Here is a 20915-nt window from a genome sequence, read left to right on the forward strand (position 1 = left end):
GGCAAACGTTAAAAAGTGTTAAACGCATATTTTTTGGTGTCACACCCGGGTATTTTAAACGTCTTATGACCAAAATCGCAATTATGAAACAATTTTTACTAACAGTGATCTGCTGTTTTGTCACGGGTATGGCTATGGCCCAGGCTGCCGCACCGGTTACTGTGCAAAATATAACTGTTAAGGGCACTGTCATCGATTCTGCAACCAACAAGCCATTGGGGTATGGTACTGTTGCATTGCAGGATGCCGCAACCAAAACTCCTGTAAAAAGTACGCTTGCCAAAGATGATGGCAGCTTTGAGCTAAAGGCCCCCGAAGGTAAAATTTACCAGTTGGTAGTGGCTTCGGTAGGGTATGCAACCAAAGTACTCCCGGTAAAAATAAGTGGTAAAACGTTTGATGCAGGGCGCATCCTGGTGGCAGCATCAAGCAAACAATTGAACGAAGTAACCATTACGGCCGTAAAACCGGTAATGAAACAGGAGGTTGACCGCCTTAGTTACGATGTTACCGCCGATCCGGAAAGTAAGGCCATTTCTGCATTGGATATGATGCGTAAAGTACCGCTTTTAGCTGTAGACGGTGATGACAATATTAAGTTAAAAGGCAGCGGCAAATACAAGATCCTTGTTAACGGTAAAGAATCGGCGCTGATGGCTAAAAACCCATCAGATGTATTGAAAGCTATGCCTGCCACCAATATCGAAAAAATTGAAGTGATTACTACGCCGCCGGCAAAATACGATGCCGAAGGGTTGGCCGGTATCATCAACATCATCACCAAAAAGAACGCCGACCAGGGCTACAACGGCAGCGTTAATTTACGTTATAATAGTGTTTGGGGGCCGGGCTATAACCTTAACATGACTGCCAAGCAAGGTAAGTTTGGTATCTCGGGCTATGCAGGTTTTGGTAACCAGAGGCATAATACCAATACTTTCACAACCACACAAACCCAGTTCGAGCCGGATTCGAGAACGGTACGCTCAACCATTTTACAGGACGGTACCAATACTTTTGGTGGTAAATACCGTTATGCTAACGCGGAAATGAGCTATGAGATAGATACCCTGAACCTGCTTACCGGTTCATTTGAGTTTTTTCATGGCGAATTTGACCAGAACGGTTCACAACGATCAGCCCAGACAAACGCTGCTGGTGACCTTACCCAGGGTTATAACCTGCAAAGTAACGGCTATAATCACGATCAGGGCCTTGATGCATCTATCAATTACCAGTTAGGTTTTAAAGGGCATAAAGATGAGTTGCTTACTTTATCCTACAAATACAGCTACGGGCCGAGCAAGAATTTTACCGACAACCAGTTTTCGGACAGGGTTAATTATTACAATGCCATCCAGCCCGATTTCAGGCAGTATAATAACGCCGGTAACCGTGAGCATACTTTTCAGTTAGATTATGCTTATCCATTAAAAAAGATCAGTATTGAGGCTGGTGGTAAAGTGATCCTCCGTAACAATTTCAGCGATTACAGGCGTGAAGATAAAGATTCAACCAGTTCGGTATATAATGTAAATGCTGGTCAAACAGGCGAGTTTGATTATCATCAGGATGTATACAGCGCCTATAACTCGTACCAGTTAAAGTTTGAAAAATGGACGGGCAAAGCAGGTTTGCGTTTAGAGCATACCCAGGTTAATGCCGAATTTACGGGTGTGCCGCTTGATAAAAGCTATAATAATTTTATCCCGTCGGTATCTATCCAGCGGTCGATGAAAAGCAGCAGCATTAGCCTGGGCTTTACCCAGCGCATCCAAAGGCCGGGCATTTACCAGTTGAACCCTTTTATTGATAAATCAAACCCTAAATTCATCAACACAGGTAACCCTGATCTGAAACCTGAATTGAACAACACTTTTGAATTGAACTATAGCAACTTTTCAAAAGGATCGATCAACGTTGGTTTGAGCTATGCGTTCTCCAATAATGCTATTCAGAATGTGACCAGTCTGATTCAAAACAATATGGGCGATCATATTGATACGGTTACTTTTACCACTTATCAAAACCTGGGCAGTAACCGTTCGCTGGGATTAAACATTAATACTAATTATTCAATCACTAAAAAATTTACGGTTAACCTCAATGGCCAGATTTCGCATATATGGCTAAAAGGCACTTATAACGGTCAGTTTTATAAAAACGATGGTTATACCGGCAATGCTTTCGCCAATATTGGATATAAGTTTGATGGTGGATATCGTATTGGCCTGGATGCCGGTTTCTTTAGTGGTGATGTTACCTTGCAGGGTAAATCAAGCAATTTTATTTATAACTCTTATGTGGTTTCAAAAGAGTTGTTGAATAAAAAGATGACCATATCATTAGTAGCCAATAACCCGTACAGTAAGTACCGCACTTTCCGGTCGACCACACATACAGTTGACTTTGACCAGGAGTCGTTATATCATAACCGCTACAGGCATTTCGCCATCAGGCTGAACTATAAGTTTGGTAAACTGAGCAGCGATATCAAAAAGAACCAGCGCGGTATTAATAACGATGATACCAAAGGCGGCGGCAAAAGTAATGGTGGTGGCAATGGATAATTGTTAACAGATATTTGTTGGAAAAGGCGCGTAATAGCGCCTTTTCTGTTTTGTATCTATTCATTGTAAAAAGAGATGGGTTGGATGGGATTACGCGTCTGAATAGAATATCGAAAACCGTAAATTTGCCACATGAAAGTTTACGGAATAACCAATTGCAATACAGTAAAAAAAGCCCTCGACTGGCTTAAAGAAAATAAAGTAGCGTATGATTTCCAGGATTTTAAAAAGCTGGGTGTAAGCACCGAAAAGTTACAGGAATGGGATACCAAAGCAGGCTACGAAAAATTCATGAACAAACAAGGCCTCACCTGGAAGCAGCTTGACCCGGCAGTTAAAGAAAGCATCAAAACCAATACCGACGCGTTGCAATTATTACAGCAAAAAACCAGCATGATCAAACGCCCGGTTATTGAGGATAATGGTTTCCTTTTCTTCGGCTTTGATGAGAAGGTTTATGCCGATCATTTTTTGGAGAAGTAGGGAGAAAATAAATGATGCTTAATCATGTCTTTTCGAGTTCACATTTTGTGAACTTTTTTATTATATTTGATTTGTAATGAGGGTTCACCTAATTAAGAGGCAAACAGTGGAAGACTTTGCGATTCAATATCCGGGAAGTCGCGCCTCTTTAAACGATTGGCTTGGAAAGTTAAAATTTGCTGATTGGGATGAGCCGTCTGATATTAAACGGACATATAATGCAGTTGATGTTTTGGGCCGAAACAGCAATCGGGTAATTTTTGATATAGCAGGGAATAATTACCGTATGATATGTAAATACGCTTTTGGGGCAAATCAGGTGCATTTATTTGTTTGCTGGATTGGCACCCATGCAGAGTATGATAAAATTTGTAAGGCAGGTAGTCAGTATAGTATAAATATTTATTGAGATGAAAACAACAACGATTAAATATACTGTAATTAAGAGTAGGGAACAGTATTATCAATATTGTAAAGAATTAGAAGACCTATTGGCCGGAGATATAGATGTCAGTGTTCAGGATGAAATTGACCTGATTACTTTATTAATTGAAAAATATGACGAAGACCACAACAGCTTTACGGAAACTGATCCTATAGTTTTATTACGCTCTTTCATGGCCGATCATCATTTGAAATCGCAGGATTTAAGCGAAATACTTGGGATTAGTAAAGGATATGTATCTGATATTTTAAATTATAAAAAGGGGCTTTCAAAAGAAGTGATTCGAAAGTTGTCTGATTATTTTAAGGTGAAGCAGGAGGCATTTAACCGCCCCTATAAATTATCTTCAATAATCAATCCCCGTTTACTAAATCCTAATCTTTCCAATACAACAAAACAGTTGAGATACGTTAAGCATTAATTTATCGGTATGAAAAACCTGCTTAAAGAGATTTCCAAATTAGCTATCCCGGAAGATAGATGGAATCTTTTAACACAGCAACAGATTAAAAATGAGTGGTTAGGAGGTCTGCCTGTTGCTGAAAATGAAATAAAAATTGCTGAAGATAGGTTAGGTGTTAGATTTCCCGATGATTACAGGCGTTTTCTTTTAATTGCAAATGGCTTTTCAGCCCCAAATGATATTGAACCGGGATTTGAAGCTATTGATAAAGTAGATTTTTTAAAAACTATAGATCCTTTTCTGATTGAAGTTTGGAATGAAACAGGATTGGATGAAAGCGCTGATTTAGCCAGGGCGATAGTGGTTGCAGGAATTGATCAAGAGCAATATTTTTTACTCGTACCTCCGTCGACCACTGCAATAGAGTGGAAGTATTGGAAGTTCGCGAACTGGATTCCGGGCAGAGAGTCTTTTGATGATCTGAAAAAATATTTTGAACATGTTTTGGATTTTATGCGAGAGAACTAAAAGGCTTTGTCGTATTCTTTGTTAAGATCATTTTCTATATCTTCCCAGTCTCTTGCTGCCGTTTTTCCATCTGAAAAATCCTGCTTAGTTTGAAGCAAGTCTTCGATATCTCTTTCAGATAAATGATTTGCTTCGTTTGGATTAACAGATTGATTCATATGTAAATTTACAAATATTTATGTCGATAATAGATCTGTGGTTTTTTTAAACCTCATCCAAATCTACCTGATATATAGGCTTTAAGCCTGGATTTAATTATTTAATAAATCGGTAACAATCGTTTTACCAATCTTTTGCATCTGCCTAATTTGTAGTATACTTGTTCCTTTACGCAATTTATTTGACTGAACATGAAACTAAAACTGACGGCAGGTTGCAGCCTTGCCTTAATGTTGGCCGCAAGCGTAACTTACGCCCAGCAGCCAGCACCTCCCACCACTACCACACCCGCCGGATCTGTTTATGATTACCACGAAACTTTTGGTCCTGGGTTTTACACTAAAAACGGCACCGAATTTCGCGCGGCAAGCGGCGAACCAGGATATAAATACTGGCAAAATCGCGCCGACTATCAATTGGCTGCCAAACTAAACGATCAAACCAATGAAATTACCGGGTCAGAAGTTTTAACGTATACCAATAACAGCCCGCAAACATTGGGCTTTATGTGGATGCAGTTGGATCAAAACCTGTTTAAGCTCGATTCAAGGGGAACAGCTATTGTTCCGCCTGCAGGCAGCCGTAACTGGGGACGCGGCGAGGCATTTGATGCCGGTTACAAAATTAAAGCGGTAAAAGTTGCCGGCCTTAAAGGCGAATATGTTGACGTTAAATTCCTGATTACCGATACCAGGATGCAGGTTTTCCTTCCAAAGGAAATTGCTGCCAATGGTGGCCAGGCTAAACTGAAAATTGAATACTCATTTGTGTCGCCAAATTATGGGTCAGACCGTATGGGATATCTGCAAACTAAAAACGGTAAAGTTTATACCATTGCACAATGGTACCCACGCGTATGTGTATATGATGACGTAATGGGCTGGAACACGCTTCCTTACAGTGGGCCGGGTGAGTTTTACCTGGAGTATGGTGATTTTGACCTGAGTATCACTGCTCCTGCAAATCATATCGTAGTAGCATCCGGCGAATTATTGAACCCGCAGGAAGTATATACTCCTGAGCAATTGAAACGTTGGGCAGCTGCCGAAAAAAGCGAAAGCACTGTAATCATCCGCTCGGCTGATGAAGTTACCGATCCAAAATCGCGCCCGGCTGGTAAAACGCAATTAACCTGGCACTTTAAGATCAAGAATGCCCGCGACGCTTCATGGGCTTCATCAGCAGCATTCATCGTTGATGCTGCCAAAATGGATTTGCCAAGCGGTAAAAAATCAACTGCAATATCTGCCTACCCGGTTGAAAGTGATGGCAACGATGCATGGGGCCGCTCAACCGAGTATGTGAAAAAATCAATAGAGTATAACTCATCAAAATGGTTCGAATACCCTTATCCTGCTGCTACTGCCGTTGCCGGTATTGTGGGCGGTATGGAATATCCTGGTATCGTATTTTGCGGAGCTAAAGCAAAAAAGGCAAGCCTTTGGGGGGTAAATGATCACGAGTTTGGTCACACCTGGTTCCCGATGATAGTTGGCTCAAACGAGCGTATGTACGGTTGGATGGACGAAGGTTTCAATACTTTTATCAATACCCTTTCTACCGCTAACTTTAACAATGGTGAATACAAAAGTACCCGTGTGCCTGACATGCATGCCATCGGCAGTAACTTTACCAGGCCCGATCTTGAACCTATCATGAGCCAGCCGGCCAACCTGAAAGAAAGAAATACAGGTACCTTGCTTTACTCAAAACCAAGTGCCGGTTTAGTATTGCTGCGCGAGCAGATCTTAGGCCCAGAGCGTTTTGATTTTGCATTTAAAACATACATCAACCGCTGGGCATTTAAACACCCAACTCCCGATGACTTTTTCCGTACTATAGAAAATGCAGCCGGCGAAAACCTGCAATGGTTTTGGAGAGGCTGGTTCCTGAACGATTGGCGTTTGGACGTTGCTGTAAGCGATGTAAAATATGTTGATAACGATCCAACCAAAGGTTCATTGATCACTTTAGATAACCTGGGTAAAATGGCGATGCCGGTTATTCTGGAGATCAAAACCAAAAGCGGTAAAGTTGAACGTATGAAACTTCCTGTTGATATTTGGGAGCGTTACGCTTCATGGACATTTAAATATCCATCGACAGAAGAAATTGAATCGGTTACTTATGATCCGGACAAAGTATTGCCTGATTACAACCAGGACAATAACGTTTGGAAGAAATAATCTCCCCTAAAGGGGAAACTTCAAAGAAACGGCGATGAGTGTTAGCTCATCGCCGTTTTTGTTTTGTTACCGTTGATAGGAAATAAAAAAGGTTACAAAAAACATGTCATTGCGAGGAACGAAGCAATCGCACGGAGGCAGGGCCGTTCTGTATAGCATGCGATTGCCTCGTCGCACCCGGGGCTCATTTCCATTTTGCTCCTCGCAAGGACATGGTTACTATTTGTCGAAGAGTATTAGAACGGCTTTATGTAACAATAAAGTTCAACTGACAAACAATTAAATACTACACCGTTATTTTACAGTATCAAACACAAACTATCATGAAAAACAAAGTATGGTTAATAACCGGCTGCTCAACCGGTTTCGGCAGGGAACTGGCAAAGCTTGTTTTACAATCAGGCTACAAGGCTGGTGTTGCTTCGCGTAATACCGATGATGTAAAAGACATTGTTGAAAGTTATCCCGAAATGGCTGTTGCATTAAAACTCGATGTAACAAAACCTGAAGAAATCAAAACGGCTGTTGAAACAGTTACGCAAAAATTCGGTACCATTGATGTGCTGGTGAACAATGCCGGCATCGGTTATTTTGGCGCCATTGAAGAAAGCGAAGAGGACGAAGTAAGGCGTATGTTCGAGATCAACTTCTTTGGCCTTGCCAATATGACCAAAGCTGTTTTGCCAATTATGCGTACGCAGAAAAGTGGACACGTGGTTAACATAGCCTCTATAGGCGGACTGGTGGGTTTCCCGGCAGTAGGTTTTTATAACGCGACTAAATTTGCTGTCGACGGTTATTCCGAAGCGCTATCTAAAGAAACCAAACACTTGGGTATTAAAGTCACGGTGATTGCACCAAGTGGTTTCCGTACTGATTGGGCAGGCCGTTCGGCTAATAATAGCAAAATTGTTATCGACGATTATAAAGAAACTGCGGGTACCAATAAAAACAATATCCGCGGCTATAGCGGCAAACAGCCCGGCGACCCGGAACGTGCTGCCAAAGCTATTGTTGAAGCAGTTGAAGCCGAAAACCCACCGTTACGTTTGTTATTAGGTAAAGCCGCTCTAAAAGGTGCCCGGAATAAATTGCAGGAGTTGCAAAAGGATTTTGATACCTGGGAAGCGACTACCGTAGGTGCTGATTTTCCGGAAGGGGAATAAAGGGTTTGCTTTCTAAAATTTGTCATTTCGATTGAGCAGGGGCGGAATGTGCATGAGGGCGAAAGAGAAATCTTATACGCCAGGCATGACAGCTATGCAAATCCGCTTAGTATGTTATACAAGATTTCTCCCTACGGTCGAAATGACAATTTTTTGATTGCACCTTAGAAAGGATCTCTATTTAAAAGCCCCGCGGTTTTTTCGTAAATTGCATCTACAATAAACTGAAACCCATGGGACAGATTGTAATTGTTGCCTATAAACCCAAACCGGGCAAAGAGGAAGCACTAAAACAATTGATGAAAACGCATTTGCCGCGCCTTAAACAAGAGGGGTTGGTAACCGATCGTGAATCCATCATCATGGAAGCTGCCGATGGCACCATCATCGAGGTTTTTGAATGGCTGAGCGCCGAAGCTATCGCAAATGCCCATCACAATAAAGCAGTGCAGCAAATGTGGGGCGAATATGCTGAAGTATGTGATTACGTTCCGTTGAATACATTGAAGGAGGCTGGAGATTTGTTTGCCGGTTTTAAGCCTGTTGACTAAGATAGTATTTAATTTATCCACCCATCTGCAAGCGCTCATTCTTCAGCTTTTTCTGCACATCCTGTTTATAATTACGGCCTATAGGCAATTCATGCCCTGCGACATCCATACTGTAGGCATAGAAAGAATCTATTTTGTTTAACGAAACTATAAACGACCGGTGAATGCGCACAAACCGGCTCTCGGGCAGCATTTCTTCCAATAGGCTGATCCTTTGCCGGGTGATGTGGACCTGGTTGTTTACCGCCACTACTTTCACATAATCGCGCAGGCTTTCTATCCATAAAATATCATTGATGTTAACCTTGATGGTTTTGCGGTCTACCTTTAAATAAATGAAGGTATGCGTATCGCTTATAGGCTCTTCATGGGCAATAACGGGTTTGCCTTTATGCTCGTTAAGCTGATAGATCTTGTCGACTGCCCGCAAAAAGCGTTCAAAAGAGATCGGTTTTAGCAGGTAATCAACAGCATTAAGCTCAAAGCCATCAAGAGCGTATTCACTGTAGGCGGTGGTGAAGATAACTTTAGGTGGATTTTTGAGGCTTTTAGCAGATCGGTACCTTTTATTCCTGGCATCTGTATATCAAGGAACATCAGGTCGATAGGTTTTTGTTGCAACAATCTGAAAGCCTGGATGCCATCGGTACAGGTTGCGGTAACCTCCATCTCGTTGAAACGCTCAAGGTAATTTTTCAGTACCTCAATGGCATGTGGTTCATCGTCAACTATAAGCGTACGTATTTTCATGCGGTTACCATTTGTGGAGTTGCGGTTTGCTTTACAGTTTTCAGGTCGAGATCAAGCGCCACGAAAAAGGTATCTTCTTCGTTTACGATCTTCAGGCGCGAAGAATGAGGATAAAGCAGATTGAGTCTTTTGGTCACATTTCTTAATCCGATGTGCCCCGGCGTATTACCTGCCTCAACCGGGTGTTCGGGTTTGCTGTTGGCTACCTTTAGTTTAAAGTGGTTTAGCGTAACGTTGATATCAATATTTATCCAGGCCGCGCCTACCTGTTCGCTGGTACCATGCTTAAAGGCATTTTCGATAAAAGGTAAAATCAACAGCGGCGCTATGGTTTTATCTTTCAAATTACCGGTAATGGTAAAGTTGATATCGATGCGTTCTTCATAACGCAGCTTTTCAAGCTTCACATACTGCTGCATCATAAATACCTCTTTTTCCAAAGGCACTTCGTTATCTGAACACTCATAAAGCATATAGCGCAACAAATCTGAAAAACCAATAATGGCCTGCGGGGATTTAGGTGAATTATTAAGACTTAAAGAGTAAAGGTTATTAAGTGTATTAAATAAAAAATGTGGATGTACCTGGGCTTTCAGCGCATTGAGCTCGGCCTCAAGAGCTGCCTGCTTACGTTCATACCACATTTTAAAAAGCTTTATGGCCAAAACAAAACCCGTGAACAGGTTGGTACCTTTAAACGAATTTACCAGGCTTTGTCCATCCAGCAGTTGCTCAAAAAATGGGCGATGGGTAGAGGCTATATAGCCTGCATCGGTTACGCGCATTACCCTGATCAGGTAGGGGGCAACAAAAGTAATTCCGATTGCGCGGCTGATGAACATACACGCAAAAACAAGCGGTATCAACATCATGAAAAACATCACATATCGCTTTTCAAAAACGTATTTGGGCACCAGCCAATAGGCAATAGCATAATAGTAGCCTATTTGAATGGGCATGTACAAAAGATTATTGCGAAAGGATACCCAAAAATTGGTTTGCAATGAATAAAGCGCGGTGATAAAAAATGACACTATCACCCAAAATATTACATGCTGCCAAAAGCGTGGCAGTTTGATATTGTTAAGCATCATATCAAAACCATTATTCATATAGCTAATTTACTGCAAAACAGTTTAATCAGGTTGATTTTAGTGTGAATGTGCGACAAACTGCAATCAATTAATGACGAACTGCATAGGGGATACGGGCTTCAGTACGCATTGCGGGATGAATGTACATTCGTCGCATAAAAATACAGTTTATCGTACCTGGCCGGTAATGTGCCTATGTTGTTTTTGCCGGATTTTATAATCCCTTAAGTTTAGTTTATAAATTAAAAATAAGGCCATGAAAAAGTTAATTATCACAATTTGCATCCTGGCATTTGCAGCAGCTGCAGTGCAGGCTCAGAATAAAACAACAGACGTACACGGATTTTGGGTAGTTGAACACAACGTTAATTTACCCCGCGTGCAAACCGTTAAATTTTATAACGATAACAATAAGCTTATTTACGAAGAAACAGTTTACAGCAAACTCAATATCAAAAAGAAAAAGACGCGCCTGGCGCTTGATCAAATTTTAGACAGGCTGAATGAGCGTACAGCTTATATCGAAAATAAGAACCTCGTAATGCTGAGCCTTAATTTAAGGAATTAAGATTTTTTTAAATATACGTTTAAGAAACCGGTTGCCAACGCGAGGTATGGCGCCGGTTTATTTTTTGTAGGAAAGATTTGATTTTCTATAGCCTAAAATTGGCAAAAGGTGAGATGAGTTCTCCACCATGTCATTGCGAGGTACGAAGCAATCGCACAAAGGCAGGTAACGACTTTTGTTGTATTGAACTTACATCGTCGCGCTCTTGGCCGCGCGAGGGCCAGTTACTTTTGTCGCCACAAAAGTAACCAAAAAGGCTTGCAGCAGAAAGGCTTCTTTGCGCACAACCCATCCTCGAAGCCCACCTCGCGGCCTTTACCCTGCAAAACGAACAGAACCACGGGCTGCAATTATTTTGCCCAGGTTCGCGCTCACCCACTGCTTCTGCAAAAACTTGCTATGCCCCTGCAGCCGCACATTCCCTACATGTTCTGCTCGTTTTCACCCGAAGCTGATCTGCTGCGGAAAACATTTGGGAAACAAGATATCTTCGTTTTTGCGCGCTGGTATAATATCAAGAAAGGCTTTGCCTCTTAAGTGTATTTCCTAATACTCCAGATACTTCTCCACCCTTACCGCAACAAAATCCCCTTCAACATACTTTCCTGTCTCTTCACTTAAAACCCGGAGAATAATACCGCCATGCTCAAGGATCAGATCTTCATAAAAACCTTTAAACAATACTTGCTTAACAACCCAGTTTTTTACTGCGGCTATCAGCTTTATTTTGATCTGCTCTGGATAAATAACAGCATATTCTTTTGAGATTTCAATGCCGCAAAGGTGGGCTTCATGAGCAGTAAGTACATTGCAGTTGCTTAAAAGTTGTGCGGTATAAAGAAATTTAGGGTGTTTGTATAATGATTTAGGTGTTCCGTGCTCTACTATTTCGCCTTTATTAAGTACGATGAGCTCATCGGCCATGGAAAGCACTTCGGCAGGGTCGTGGGATACCATGATCACCGTTAAACCGATTTCTTTAACTATCTGCCTTATATCGTGCTGTAAGCCTTCCCTGAATGAAGTATCTACCTGGTTAAATGGTTCGTCGAGCAGTAATACCTGTGGATGCGTGATAATGGCGCGGGCAATGGCTACGCGCTGCTTTTCACCGCCGCTCAGGTCGGCCACACGCTTATCGGCCATGGCAAACATGTTGAGCTGTTTAAGCACTCTTTCGGTTTTCTCCTGTTTGGCTTTAAGGTCGGTTGCGGGGAGCATAGCCGCCACGTTATCCCAAACTTTTGCAAAAAGGTTAAGATCGTCGGTATGCTGTGTCACCATTTTCATGGCATCATGACCGGGGATTAGCTTTTCTTCAGGCCCCCAAATGCGTTCGCCCTTAAAGTAAACAGTGCCTTCATCGGGCGAGAGCAAACCATATAGCAACCTGAGTAAAGTACTTTTACCGCTACCGCTTTCGCCGATAATGGCCGTGATTTTGCCGGGTTCAATAATCAGTCCGGTTTTTTTTACGCCGGCCTGCTGTTTTCCCGGATATATTTTACTTACGGCAACCGCCTGCAAAAAAGGAATCTCTGACATCAGGGGCAAAGATAAACGTTTGAACCATGATTCTGAACCATGATTTGCCTGATTTAAGGATTACAGGATGGGGTATGAACTATGATTTGTCTGATTTAAGGATTATTGGATAGAGCAGGTTATCTATCTATCACGGTAATCCCAAAATCCTGAAAATCATGGTTCAGAATCATGGTTTTGTTTAAAAGCCAAAAGTTAACCCAAATGAGAAGTTTCTCAGGCCTTTTTGATCGGGGCTGTTTTCAAACATATCGTTGAAGTAATATTTGGCATATAGGCCCATGATGCCGTAACCCATGCGCACAAATACACCTTTGCGCAGTTTGGCAAAATGATAATCGTCGTTAAATTTCTGTTTGCCGTTTTCCTCACTGATCTGTTTTACGCGGCCATTAAGCAGGATGCCAATCTCCGGACCGGCAACTAACCTGAAATAGTTCCCCCGGTCATCTTCATGGCTGCGGTAATAGAACGATAGCGGGATGCGAAGGTAGGTTGATGAAAAACGGTTTTTGCTGAAGTGGATACTATCCTGAACGTAGGTTAATACCGGCGCATTACGCTGAATGGTGATATCATTACGCAGGCGGATGTGTGTCCAGTCGAAGCCGCCGGATACATAAATTTTGAAAGCGCTGTTAAAGCGATAGCCAAATTGCAGCACATCGAAACCAAAGTTGCTTGTTTTCCATTGGCGGTAGCTTAAAAATTTGTTTTTATCGGATAATGTGAAACTGCCATTGTCAATGAGCGTAGCAAAGCCAAGGTCGATCCTTGAAAAGGTTACCCCGAATGAAAAGCCCGGTGCTTTGTGTGCATGATAGGTGGTATCGGGCCCGTTGCTGTTAATGTTTACCTGCGGCACGTCATCGCCAAAGCCAAGCTTTACCTTAACATGCTTGTTATGGGTAGTGGTGGTATCGATGGTATTTCTTGCAGAATCGGCAGGTGTGCTCTGAGCAAAAGTAAAGCTCGCGGCAAGGCATATTGTGATGGTAAAAATAAGGCGTTTCATATGTTGTGGTATATATTTATCGTTCGCTAAAATATTATTTGTCTTTCTCTTTTTTTACTTTAATAAAGCCCAGGTTTAATCCTGTAATGGTGGCATCATCTTCATCGGTATTGCTAAATTCAATCACTTTATCTTTACGTTTATCAACAGCGGCTATCACCACGTTAAAAACATCGCCAAGGCTGCGGATGCGGTGCTTTTTTACAGGTTTGGCCGCAACAGGAGCCGCTTGCGACGGTACCCTGGCTATCAATACCGGCTGTGTGCTGTCGTTGTTAATAATGGCCAACTTTAGGCTTATCCTGGTTGCTGTATCCTGGACTGCGGCTTTAACAACAGGGTAATCCATGGCAGGAGTATTTGCCAGTAAGGGCTCGTCTGCATGGGCAGTTACAGCTGATTGGACAGGGTTTACAGGCTGTGATAGGGATGGCGTCAAATTGCTTTTTGTTTTGGTTTTATTAATGTGCGCTAACTGGTTAACAGGTGCTATAACCGGATTTGCAGGTACTTTGTTTTGGGCCGGGGTTGGAGGTACCACGGGCTCAACAGTAACTGCAACAAGTTGTTTTACCGGTTGGTGGGTTTTAACTATTGCTGTTGAATGGTCATGATGTTTAACTGGTTGTTTAGGAATAAACAGGATACCTGCGGTAATAAGTAAAATAACGCCTGCTGCCGCGCTTAGCAAAGGCAATATTATTCCTTTACGCCTGCCGGCGTTTAATTCGGCATTGATGCCCTGCCATACATGGGCCGACGGTTGTATCTCCAGGTCATCAAGCTTTTGTTGAAACAGCCTGTCCAGTTCCTTATCCTGCATATCCATAACTTTTGCCCTCCATTTTAGCAATTTGTTCTTTCAAAATTGTACGTGCCCTTGATAGCTGCGATTTAGAGGCACCCTCGGTAATGCCCACAATCTCTGCTATCTCTTTGTGCGAATAACCTTCAAGCGCATAAAGGTTAAACACTATCCGGTAACCCGGTGCCAGTTGCTGTATTATGCCCATCAGCACCTTTGCATCCAGGTTGGCCGCTGCCAGTGGATTAACCGATGGCTCATGTCCGGCCTCTTCAATATCAATTACCTGCATCATCTTATGATGTTTCCGATAATACTCAATCGAACTGTGAACCATAATGCGCCTAACCCAACCTTCAAATGATCCGTCGCCCCGGTAATCATTCATTTTTTGGAAAACCCTTATAAAGCCATTCTGCAACATATCTTCGGCCTCCATGCGGTCGGTAGCGTAGCGCATACATACCCCCAGCATTTTTGAGGCGAACTGTTTATAAAGCAGTTCCTGAGCCTTCCGCTCGCCTGCCCGGCAGCGGTCTATCAATTGGTGAATGGTATATTTAGGTTCCAAAAACATCATTTATAAGTAAGATGGTATAGTGATGTAAATGGTTGCATGGGGATGTAAATATTTTAATAAATAGTTTATCCGGTGAACAGCATGTAAAATAGGGAATCGCTTTTAAAATACGAGGCACCTCCGGAGCCCTTAAAATTGATTTAATTTTTTCTATAAACACGTTATCCCAAAGGGCAATGTCATTAAGTTAAGGGAAATTCCCCAGAGGGGGAACAGGTTTGTAGTAATGTCATATACCGAAAATAACCGTGCCAGAGGTACGGAACACTCGGGGTTGTGTACCTCTGGCACACCAAGACAAACAAATCTTTAATTTCTACAAACCTTTTGCACCTCTGGTGCAACCTGTCAAGCCCTTAACTTAATGACATTGCCCGCTGGGGTAAACAGCGATTTCAAAACTCCGTTAGGAGTATCGTGTTTATAGCAAAAAATTAATCGGAAAGTGGCTCCATAGGTGCCTCGTGTCGATGGTTAATTTATAAAAGTAGTCCATCTGCCTAAGGGGATTGATTGAATTGGCAGAAAAAATTGAGATAGCGGATTAGGTGATTACTTCTTCTCCCTATACCGCTTATAGATCTTCACGGCAATCATCAGGATAACCCCTAAAGAAACTATCCCAACCACGCCGAATACCCAGCTCAAAGCATCCTTTTTTACAGCAAGAAAAACAATGGCGAAAAGAAAAATAGTGGCCAGCTCATTCCAGAGGCGTAGCTGGCTGGAAGTCCATTTGAAAATGCCTTTGCGCATTTGTTTTATTTTGGATTCGCAAATGTGGTGATAGGCCACCAGGCCAAATACAAAAGCTAATTTGATATGCAGCCAGGGCATTTTTAACCAGGCTGGTGTTAAATATAGCATAGTACAGCCCGCCAATATGGTGATTAGCATGGATGGTTTGGCTATAACATTCCATAACCTGCTCTCCATAATTTCAAACTGTTTGGAGAGTATGGTACGTTCCGGTTCGGGTTTATCCTGTGCCTCGGTATGATAAATAAATAAGCGCACAATATAAAACAGCCCCGCCATCCAGCAGACTACAAAAATGATGTGTATGGCGAGAACGTATTGGTACATACCGTAAGTTCATGTCATTGCGAGGAACGAAGTAATCGCGAACTTTACAGAGTGACTTGCATAGTTCGCGATTGCCACGCTATCGCTCGCAATGACATACTTTTTTTTAATTTCTGTATTCTTTTATCACTTCCACCGCGTACTTCACATTATCAAACGGGATATCCGGCATAATGCCATGACCCAGGTTAAAGATGAAGCCGTTTTCGCCTTTCATGCGGTCGAACAGGCGGTAGATGCGTTCTTTAATTACTTTTTTATCAGCATAAAGGATGTGCGGATCAAGGTTACCCTGTACCGCTATGCCTGCCGGTAAGCGTTTTTTAATATCTAACAGATCAACATTCCAATCGATAGAAATTACATCCGGTTTAGCCTCGGCCATTAATGGTGCAAAAACCGAGCTGCCTTTACAGAAAGAGATCACCGGGATATCTTTACGGTTCAGCTTGCTGATGATCTCGGCAATATAACGGTGGCTAAATTCTTTATAATCATCCCATGCTAAAGCCTGCGCCCAGCTATCGAAGATCTGTACGGCGTTTACACCGGCAGCAATCTGCATGTTCAGGTAATCTGCGGTAACGGTGGCAATTTTTGATAACAGCTGATGGGCCATTTCGGGCTCATTGTGCAGCATCAGTTTGGTCCGCTTGAAATCTTTTGATGATCCGCCTTCAACCAGGTAGCTCATTACTGTAAATGGCGCACCGGCAAAACCGATCAGCGGAATACGACCGGCAAGGCGCTGTTGAATCACTTTGATGGCATCGCCAACGTATTGCAACTTGTCCAACACATCGGTTCGCAATGCATCAACATCGGCCTGTGTACGTACGGGGTTTGCAAACAGCGGACCAACGCCTGCGTTAAAGCTCAGGTCGCCGCCCATGGCTTCACCTGTTACCAGGATATCTGAAAATAAAATTGCGCCGTCGATGCCTAACAGGTCGACAGGCAGCATGGTAACATCGGCAGCAATCTCCGGTGTTTTACACATTTCAAGGAACGAGTATTTGTTTTTAATGTCCCAATACTCTTTCATAAAGCGGCCCGCCTGCCTCATCATCCAAACCGGTGGGCGTTCTGTTTGCTCCGAAAATGCCGCTTTTATTAATAACGAATCTCTCATATTTTAGTTAGATGCAAGAAGTTAGGTAGAAGCAAGAAGTCAAGAATCAAGAGACAGGAAAAGAAATTTCATCTATCTTGCTTCTTGCTGTTTTGTCTCTTGACTCTTTCCATCCTGACTCTTGCCGTCTTATTTCTTAATATCTTGTCTCCTGACTCTTAAAGTCTTGACTCTTTTTTTCTGGTTCTTTTTTCAATTCCTGCTGAAGGCGGCTTATCACATCCTTCATTTTGGCTGTTATTTTTTCTTTATGCTTTTCGGTTAATTGAAGATATGCTTTAGCTTTTTCAACATTACCGCGCCTGATGCTGATATTGGCCACACTAACCAATGCTGCTACGTGGTCATTAACCGAACGCAATGGATATTGTGCCGCTATTTCATAATGCTTTTCAGCCTCTTCAAAATCCTGCCTTTGCAAACAAAGACCGCCGTAAATGAATTCATAATAACCCCGGCGGTTTTTGCTGAGCCACTCGGGTTTTGCGATCTCACTTAATGAAGCGGCTGTTTTGTCGAAATCCTTTACATGAAAATGCTTGGATGCAACAATTAACGTACCCTGTCTGAAATAATCCCAGATAAGCAGGACGATCATCATTGCTGCCACTACTGCAAGTTCATAAATACGAAAATACACCAACACACCTAACGACAGCAGAAATACAAACGCAATGAATATACGTACCCTGTTACTGAACATTAATGCTGATTATCGGTAAATTTATAGCCTACACCACGGATAGAGTGAAAATAAACCGGGTTTTTAGGGTCTGGTTCAAAATACTTACGGAAGGTTAGGATGAAGTTATCGATGGTACGGGTTGACGGATAAACGTCATAATTCCATACTGTTTCCAGGATCTGCTCGCGCGATACAGCATCATTACGACGCTCAATCAACAGTTTAAGCAGCATGGTTTCCTTTTTAGTAAGGGCGGTAATTGAGCCATCTTCATTAACCAGTTCAAACGAGTTAAAGTGGATGGTTTTATCACCTATTTTGTAGCTGTTAAACTCTTTCAGGTCTTCACCTTTCAGGCTGCGTTTTACCAGGTTGTTCACCCTTAAAATAAGCTCTTCGAGGTTAAAAGGTTTGGTAAGATAATCATCGGCACCTTTCTTTAAGCCCGAAATCTTGTCCTCATTGGTGTTTTTTGCCGTAAGGAACATGATAGGTACTTCGGTATTTTCAAGCCTGATGGTTTCAGCAACAACAAAGCCGTCAATTTCGGGCATCATTACGTCAAGTATCACCAGGTTAAAGCGTTCTTCTTTAAATAGCTGTAAAGCTTTTTTGCCGTTTTTAGCCGGAGTTACCTTGTAGCCTTCCAGCTCAAGGTTAAGCTTAATTGCTTCTAACAAATGCTCTTCGTCTTCGGCCAATAAAATCCTTTTTTTGTTTGGCATGCTCATATTCAAATTTAGGTTAATCCAAATGTAACTTCAAAAATACTACCAGCAGGGCGGTTATCTTTAACCCTGATACTGGCCTGGTGTTTATCCAACACCTCCTTAACAATATAAAGGCCCAGTCCGGTACCTTTAGTGTTACGGGTTTCTTCGCTGCCTACGCGGTAAAAACGCTCAAAAATGCGGGTCTTTTCCTCGTCGGCAATACCGATACCATGATCGGCTACCTGTAAATAAACTTTATCGTCTTTCGAAAACAGCTTTACCCCAACAGACGAGCAGGGGCTTGAATATTTTACAGCGTTTTCGATCAAATTGGTTACTACCGATGTAAGGGCAAATTTATCACCTACAATCTCCACCTTAGGCTCAATCTCGGCCTCGATGATCTGTTGATTGCAATCGCATTTGGAGATCTGCAGGCGGTTAACAATGCTGTCAACCAAAACCGAAAGGTTAAAGCTGGCCTTAGGGAAGCTATATGAGCGGTTCTCGATCTTAGATGCAAGCAGCATATTCTCAACCATATCATCCAAACGTTCAACATCGTTTAATGATTTCTCAATAAAATCAAGAAGCTGTTCTTTGGTCAGATGACGCTTTTGAATAGTTTGCAGCAGGATCTTGATTGATGCCAGCGGCGATTTCAACTCATGTGTTACCGAAAGCAGGAAGTTCTTTTTTTGCTCCTGTAGCCTGCGCTCTTTGTTAAACGAGCGGTGAAGGTTGATTGCGCCAATTAAAAATACGGCTACAAACATGGCCCCTTCGCCCAGGATCATACCGGTGCGGCGCGGTTGCAGCGTAACCAGCATATAGCCCCACCATACCAGTTCGGCAACGGCATAGGTGATGAGCGCGTAAAAAATAACAAATGACTTCTTCATCTCAGTATGTTAATCAGTTTGCAGTTCTCGGTTTGCAGTTTGCAGTAGTCAATTAGTTAGCAATATGATTGTCCCCTTAACTGCAAACTGCCCACGGGCAACTGCCAACTTATTTACTATTAAATACCAAATCTAAACTATCAAATATAGCACGTTTTGTTTTCTCCAGGTCGGTTTTGGTGTGTGCCGACGATATAAAGCCAACCTCATACCCCGACGGACCCAAATAAATGCCCCTGTTCAGCAGCTCACGATGGAATTTCTTGAATTTCTCCATGCTTGAGGCATCAATATCTTCGGCTTTACGAATATACTCTTTATCTGTAAAAGCAAACCAAAATATAGAGCCTATGCCAAACACCTTGAACTTGTAATTACGGGCAGTAGCAAAACGTTGGATAGCTTCTACGAACTCTTGTGTTTTATTGTTCAGGTCGCGGTAAAAGCCCATACGTAAAAGCTCGCTGAGCTGGGCGATACCGGCACCCATAGCAACCGGGTTGCCTGATAAAGTACCTGCCTGGTAAACCGAACCCTCGGGCGAAATATTGCTCATAATTGTTGCCGATGAGCCATAGGCACCAACAGGCATACCGCCACCAATGATTTTACCATAAGTGATAATATCAGGTTTGATTTGGTAGTAACCGGCAGCACCTTCAAAGCCAACACGGAAACCAGAAATCACCTCATCAAATATCAGCATGGTGCCGTTTTGAGTGCAGATGTCGCGGAGGTATTGCAGGTATTCTTTTTCCTGTAATAGTAAACCATTGTTTGCCGGCACAGGTTCAATGATCACTGCCGCAATCTGGTCTTTAAATTCGTCAAAAGCTTTAGTCAAAGCTTCTTTATCATTAAGCGCTACCACAATGGTTTCGTCGGCAACTGATTTTGGTACACCGGCAGATGAAGTTTCGCCGAAAGTAACCAGGCCCGAACCTGCTTTTACCAATAAGGCATCGGCATGACCATGATAGCAACCTTCAAACTTAAGAATTTTATCGCGTTTGGTATATCCCCTTGCTAACCTGATGGCCGACATTACAGCCTCAGTGCCCGAGCTTACAAAGCGGATCTTTTCAATAAACTTATTGTTTTTCAGGATCAGTTCGGCCAGCTCATTTTCCAATGCGGTAGGCGCGCCGAAGCTCATGCCGTGTTGCATAACCTCGATAACCTTTTCCCTTACTTTGGCATTGTTGTGGCCCAGGATCAGTGGTCCCCATGAGCAGCAATAATCGATAAACTCGTTGCCATCGGCATCCCAGATATGGCTGCCATCGCCTTTTTGAATAAACAGCGGTGTGCCATAAACAGATTTAAAAGCCCTTACCGGTGAGTTAACCCCACCCGGAAAATAGGTTTGTGCCTTAGCGTAAAGCTCGGCCGATTTTTCACGACTGATATCGGGCTTGCCCGTAGTATTTACCGGTTCATCCTCTGCAGAAAACATCTTTTTTATTGAATCGAACATTTTTATGAGCTTAAAGCTGAAAGCCAAAGGCTTAAAGCTGTTTTATTATTTATTGAGGCCTGTGCCTTTATT

Annotated in this window: 23 protein-coding genes; 9 read left to right on the top strand and 14 right to left on the bottom strand. The window is 42.5% G+C overall.

All coding sequences use genetic code 11. The features are described from left to right. Positions 1–83: 83 nt before the first annotated feature. The 5 genes from BMX50_RS20210 to BMX50_RS20230 all read left to right on the top strand — a co-directional run bounded on the left by BMX50_RS20210 (position 84) and on the right by BMX50_RS20230 (position 4429). Positions 84–2570, top strand: coding sequence for a TonB-dependent receptor (locus tag BMX50_RS20210; protein WP_167668036.1), 2487 nt, complete (start codon positions 84–86; stop codon positions 2568–2570). A 132-nt stretch (positions 2571–2702) separates the two neighbouring features. Continuing rightward, the gene (locus BMX50_RS20215) at positions 2703–3053 is read left to right on the top strand and encodes a Spx/MgsR family RNA polymerase-binding regulatory protein (protein ID WP_091212761.1); all 351 of its coding nucleotides are present in this window, start codon (positions 2703–2705) and stop codon (positions 3051–3053) included. Positions 3054–3159: 106 nt separating this feature from the next. Continuing rightward, positions 3160–3462: a type II toxin-antitoxin system HigB family toxin gene (locus BMX50_RS20220; protein ID WP_208864754.1), complete on the top strand. Its 303-nt coding sequence runs from the start codon at positions 3160–3162 to the stop codon at positions 3460–3462. A gap of 1 nt (position 3463) precedes the next feature. After that, positions 3464–3919 carry a helix-turn-helix domain-containing protein gene (locus BMX50_RS20225; protein ID WP_091212765.1) on the top strand — a complete coding sequence of 152 codons (456 nt, stop codon included), beginning with the start codon at positions 3464–3466 and terminating at the stop codon, positions 3917–3919. 9 nt (positions 3920–3928) lie between these two features. Beyond that, complete coding sequence (locus BMX50_RS20230) at positions 3929–4429, top strand: SMI1/KNR4 family protein (protein WP_091212768.1); 501 nt, start codon at positions 3929–3931, stop codon at positions 4427–4429. On the opposite strand, the gene BMX50_RS34605 is transcribed toward BMX50_RS20230, so the two are convergent. Further along, positions 4426–4587, bottom strand: coding sequence for a hypothetical protein (locus tag BMX50_RS34605; RefSeq protein ID WP_167668038.1), 162 nt, complete (start codon positions 4585–4587; stop codon positions 4426–4428). The genes BMX50_RS20230 and BMX50_RS34605 overlap by 4 nt on opposite strands. A 192-nt stretch (positions 4588–4779) precedes the next feature. On the opposite strand from BMX50_RS34605, the gene BMX50_RS20235 reads away from it, so the two are divergent. The 3 genes from BMX50_RS20235 (at position 4780) to BMX50_RS20245 (ending at position 8491) form a co-directional block, all read left to right on the top strand. Continuing rightward, the gene (locus BMX50_RS20235; RefSeq protein WP_091212771.1) at positions 4780–6774 is read left to right on the top strand and encodes a M1 family metallopeptidase; all 1995 of its coding nucleotides are present in this window, start codon (positions 4780–4782) and stop codon (positions 6772–6774) included. 323 nt (positions 6775–7097) lie between these two features. Then, on the top strand, positions 7098–7940 hold the full coding sequence (locus BMX50_RS20240; protein ID WP_091212773.1) for an oxidoreductase: 843 nt from the start codon (positions 7098–7100) through the stop codon (positions 7938–7940). A 233-nt stretch (positions 7941–8173) separates the two neighbouring features. Continuing rightward, entirely contained in the window at positions 8174–8491 is a 318-nt protein-coding gene (locus tag BMX50_RS20245; RefSeq protein ID WP_091212775.1) for a hypothetical protein, read from the top strand. 13 nt (positions 8492–8504) lie between these two features. Here BMX50_RS20245 and BMX50_RS34945 read toward each other — a convergent pair whose 3' ends face one another. The 3 genes from BMX50_RS34945 to BMX50_RS20255 are packed head-to-tail and all read right to left on the bottom strand — an operon-like array spanning position 8505 to position 10353. Then, a complete protein-coding gene (locus BMX50_RS34945) occupies positions 8505–8921 on the bottom strand; it encodes a LytR/AlgR family response regulator transcription factor (RefSeq protein ID WP_244281054.1) in 417 nt (138 codons plus the stop codon). A 23-nt stretch (positions 8922–8944) separates the two neighbouring features. Next, positions 8945–9241, bottom strand: coding sequence for a LytR/AlgR family response regulator transcription factor (locus tag BMX50_RS34950; RefSeq protein WP_244281056.1), 297 nt, complete (start codon positions 9239–9241; stop codon positions 8945–8947). Then, entirely contained in the window at positions 9238–10353 is a 1116-nt protein-coding gene (locus BMX50_RS20255; protein WP_091212777.1) for a sensor histidine kinase, read from the bottom strand. The genes BMX50_RS34950 and BMX50_RS20255 overlap by 4 nt, the downstream gene beginning before the upstream one ends. A gap of 238 nt (positions 10354–10591) precedes the next feature. Between BMX50_RS20255 and BMX50_RS20260 the strand changes: the two genes are divergently transcribed. Continuing rightward, positions 10592–10903, top strand: coding sequence for a hypothetical protein (locus tag BMX50_RS20260; protein WP_091212779.1), 312 nt, complete (start codon positions 10592–10594; stop codon positions 10901–10903). Positions 10904–11449: 546 nt separating this feature from the next. Here the strand turns inward: BMX50_RS20260 and BMX50_RS20270 are convergent. The 10 genes from BMX50_RS20270 to hemL all read right to left on the bottom strand — a co-directional run bounded on the left by BMX50_RS20270 (position 11450) and on the right by hemL (position 20843). Then, the gene (locus BMX50_RS20270) at positions 11450–12448 is read right to left on the bottom strand and encodes an ABC transporter ATP-binding protein (RefSeq protein WP_091212783.1); all 999 of its coding nucleotides are present in this window, start codon (positions 12446–12448) and stop codon (positions 11450–11452) included. A gap of 181 nt (positions 12449–12629) precedes the next feature. Then, on the bottom strand, positions 12630–13463 hold the full coding sequence (locus BMX50_RS20275; RefSeq protein ID WP_091212785.1) for an outer membrane beta-barrel protein: 834 nt from the start codon (positions 13461–13463) through the stop codon (positions 12630–12632). Between the two features lie 34 nt (positions 13464–13497). After that, positions 13498–14292, bottom strand: a complete 795-nt coding sequence (locus BMX50_RS20280; protein WP_091212788.1) for a hypothetical protein — start codon at positions 14290–14292, stop codon at positions 13498–13500. After that, on the bottom strand, positions 14276–14845 hold the full coding sequence (locus BMX50_RS20285) for an RNA polymerase sigma factor (protein WP_091213737.1): 570 nt from the start codon (positions 14843–14845) through the stop codon (positions 14276–14278). Before BMX50_RS20285 ends, BMX50_RS20280 begins: the two co-directional genes overlap by 17 nt. Positions 14846–15400: 555 nt before the next feature. Further along, complete coding sequence (locus BMX50_RS20290; protein ID WP_091212790.1) at positions 15401–15934, bottom strand: CopD family protein; 534 nt, start codon at positions 15932–15934, stop codon at positions 15401–15403. A gap of 106 nt (positions 15935–16040) precedes the next feature. Next, on the bottom strand, positions 16041–17066 hold the full coding sequence (hemE, locus tag BMX50_RS20295; protein ID WP_091212792.1) for a uroporphyrinogen decarboxylase: 1026 nt from the start codon (positions 17064–17066) through the stop codon (positions 16041–16043). 136 nt (positions 17067–17202) lie between these two features. Next, positions 17203–17769 carry a hypothetical protein gene (locus BMX50_RS20300; RefSeq protein ID WP_091212794.1) on the bottom strand — a complete coding sequence of 189 codons (567 nt, stop codon included), beginning with the start codon at positions 17767–17769 and terminating at the stop codon, positions 17203–17205. After that, positions 17769–18476, bottom strand: a complete 708-nt coding sequence (locus BMX50_RS20305) for a response regulator transcription factor (RefSeq protein WP_090529686.1) — start codon at positions 18474–18476, stop codon at positions 17769–17771. Before BMX50_RS20305 ends, BMX50_RS20300 begins: the two co-directional genes overlap by 1 nt. Positions 18477–18490: 14 nt before the next feature. After that, positions 18491–19366 carry a sensor histidine kinase gene (locus BMX50_RS20310; protein WP_091212796.1) on the bottom strand — a complete coding sequence of 292 codons (876 nt, stop codon included), beginning with the start codon at positions 19364–19366 and terminating at the stop codon, positions 18491–18493. Positions 19367–19475: 109 nt separating this feature from the next. Next, positions 19476–20843, bottom strand: a complete 1368-nt coding sequence (gene hemL, locus BMX50_RS20315; RefSeq protein WP_091212798.1) for a glutamate-1-semialdehyde 2,1-aminomutase — start codon at positions 20841–20843, stop codon at positions 19476–19478. Positions 20844–20915 lie beyond the last annotated feature (72 nt).

Source organism: Mucilaginibacter gossypiicola (assembly GCF_900110105.1).
Taxonomy (GTDB): domain Bacteria; phylum Bacteroidota; class Bacteroidia; order Sphingobacteriales; family Sphingobacteriaceae; genus Mucilaginibacter; species Mucilaginibacter gossypiicola.

What these genes read in the sequence shown, in the direction of transcription:
- BMX50_RS20290 (WP_091212790.1), bottom strand. Translation starts at nt 15,934, where the DNA reads ATGTACCAATACGTTCTCGCCATACACATCATTTTTGTAGTCTGCTGG.
- hemE (WP_091212792.1), bottom strand. Translation starts at nt 17,066, where the DNA reads ATGAGAGATTCGTTATTAATAAAAGCGGCATTTTCGGAGCAAACAGAA.
- BMX50_RS20275 (WP_091212785.1), bottom strand. Translation starts at nt 13,463, where the DNA reads ATGAAACGCCTTATTTTTACCATCACAATATGCCTTGCCGCGAGCTTT.
- BMX50_RS20270 (WP_091212783.1), bottom strand. Translation starts at nt 12,448, where the DNA reads ATGTCAGAGATTCCTTTTTTGCAGGCGGTTGCCGTAAGTAAAATATAT.
- BMX50_RS20260 (WP_091212779.1), top strand. Translation starts at nt 10,592, where the DNA reads ATGAAAAAGTTAATTATCACAATTTGCATCCTGGCATTTGCAGCAGCT.
- BMX50_RS20285 (WP_091213737.1), bottom strand. Translation starts at nt 14,845, where the DNA reads ATGTTTTTGGAACCTAAATATACCATTCACCAATTGATAGACCGCTGC.
- BMX50_RS20225 (WP_091212765.1), top strand. Translation starts at nt 3,464, where the DNA reads ATGAAAACAACAACGATTAAATATACTGTAATTAAGAGTAGGGAACAG.
- BMX50_RS20240 (WP_091212773.1), top strand. Translation starts at nt 7,098, where the DNA reads ATGAAAAACAAAGTATGGTTAATAACCGGCTGCTCAACCGGTTTCGGC.
- BMX50_RS34605 (WP_167668038.1), bottom strand. Translation starts at nt 4,587, where the DNA reads ATGAATCAATCTGTTAATCCAAACGAAGCAAATCATTTATCTGAAAGA.
- hemL (WP_091212798.1), bottom strand. Translation starts at nt 20,843, where the DNA reads ATGTTCGATTCAATAAAAAAGATGTTTTCTGCAGAGGATGAACCGGTA.
- BMX50_RS20255 (WP_091212777.1), bottom strand. Translation starts at nt 10,353, where the DNA reads ATGAATAATGGTTTTGATATGATGCTTAACAATATCAAACTGCCACGC.
- BMX50_RS20210 (WP_167668036.1), top strand. Translation starts at nt 84, where the DNA reads ATGAAACAATTTTTACTAACAGTGATCTGCTGTTTTGTCACGGGTATG.
- BMX50_RS20235 (WP_091212771.1), top strand. Translation starts at nt 4,780, where the DNA reads ATGAAACTAAAACTGACGGCAGGTTGCAGCCTTGCCTTAATGTTGGCC.
- BMX50_RS20310 (WP_091212796.1), bottom strand. Translation starts at nt 19,366, where the DNA reads ATGAAGAAGTCATTTGTTATTTTTTACGCGCTCATCACCTATGCCGTT.
- BMX50_RS20300 (WP_091212794.1), bottom strand. Translation starts at nt 17,769, where the DNA reads ATGTTCAGTAACAGGGTACGTATATTCATTGCGTTTGTATTTCTGCTG.
- BMX50_RS20215 (WP_091212761.1), top strand. Translation starts at nt 2,703, where the DNA reads ATGAAAGTTTACGGAATAACCAATTGCAATACAGTAAAAAAAGCCCTC.
- BMX50_RS20280 (WP_091212788.1), bottom strand. Translation starts at nt 14,292, where the DNA reads ATGGATATGCAGGATAAGGAACTGGACAGGCTGTTTCAACAAAAGCTT.
- BMX50_RS20245 (WP_091212775.1), top strand. Translation starts at nt 8,174, where the DNA reads ATGGGACAGATTGTAATTGTTGCCTATAAACCCAAACCGGGCAAAGAG.
- BMX50_RS34950 (WP_244281056.1), bottom strand. Translation starts at nt 9,241, where the DNA reads ATGAAAATACGTACGCTTATAGTTGACGATGAACCACATGCCATTGAG.
- BMX50_RS20230 (WP_091212768.1), top strand. Translation starts at nt 3,929, where the DNA reads ATGAAAAACCTGCTTAAAGAGATTTCCAAATTAGCTATCCCGGAAGAT.
- BMX50_RS20305 (WP_090529686.1), bottom strand. Translation starts at nt 18,476, where the DNA reads ATGCCAAACAAAAAAAGGATTTTATTGGCCGAAGACGAAGAGCATTTG.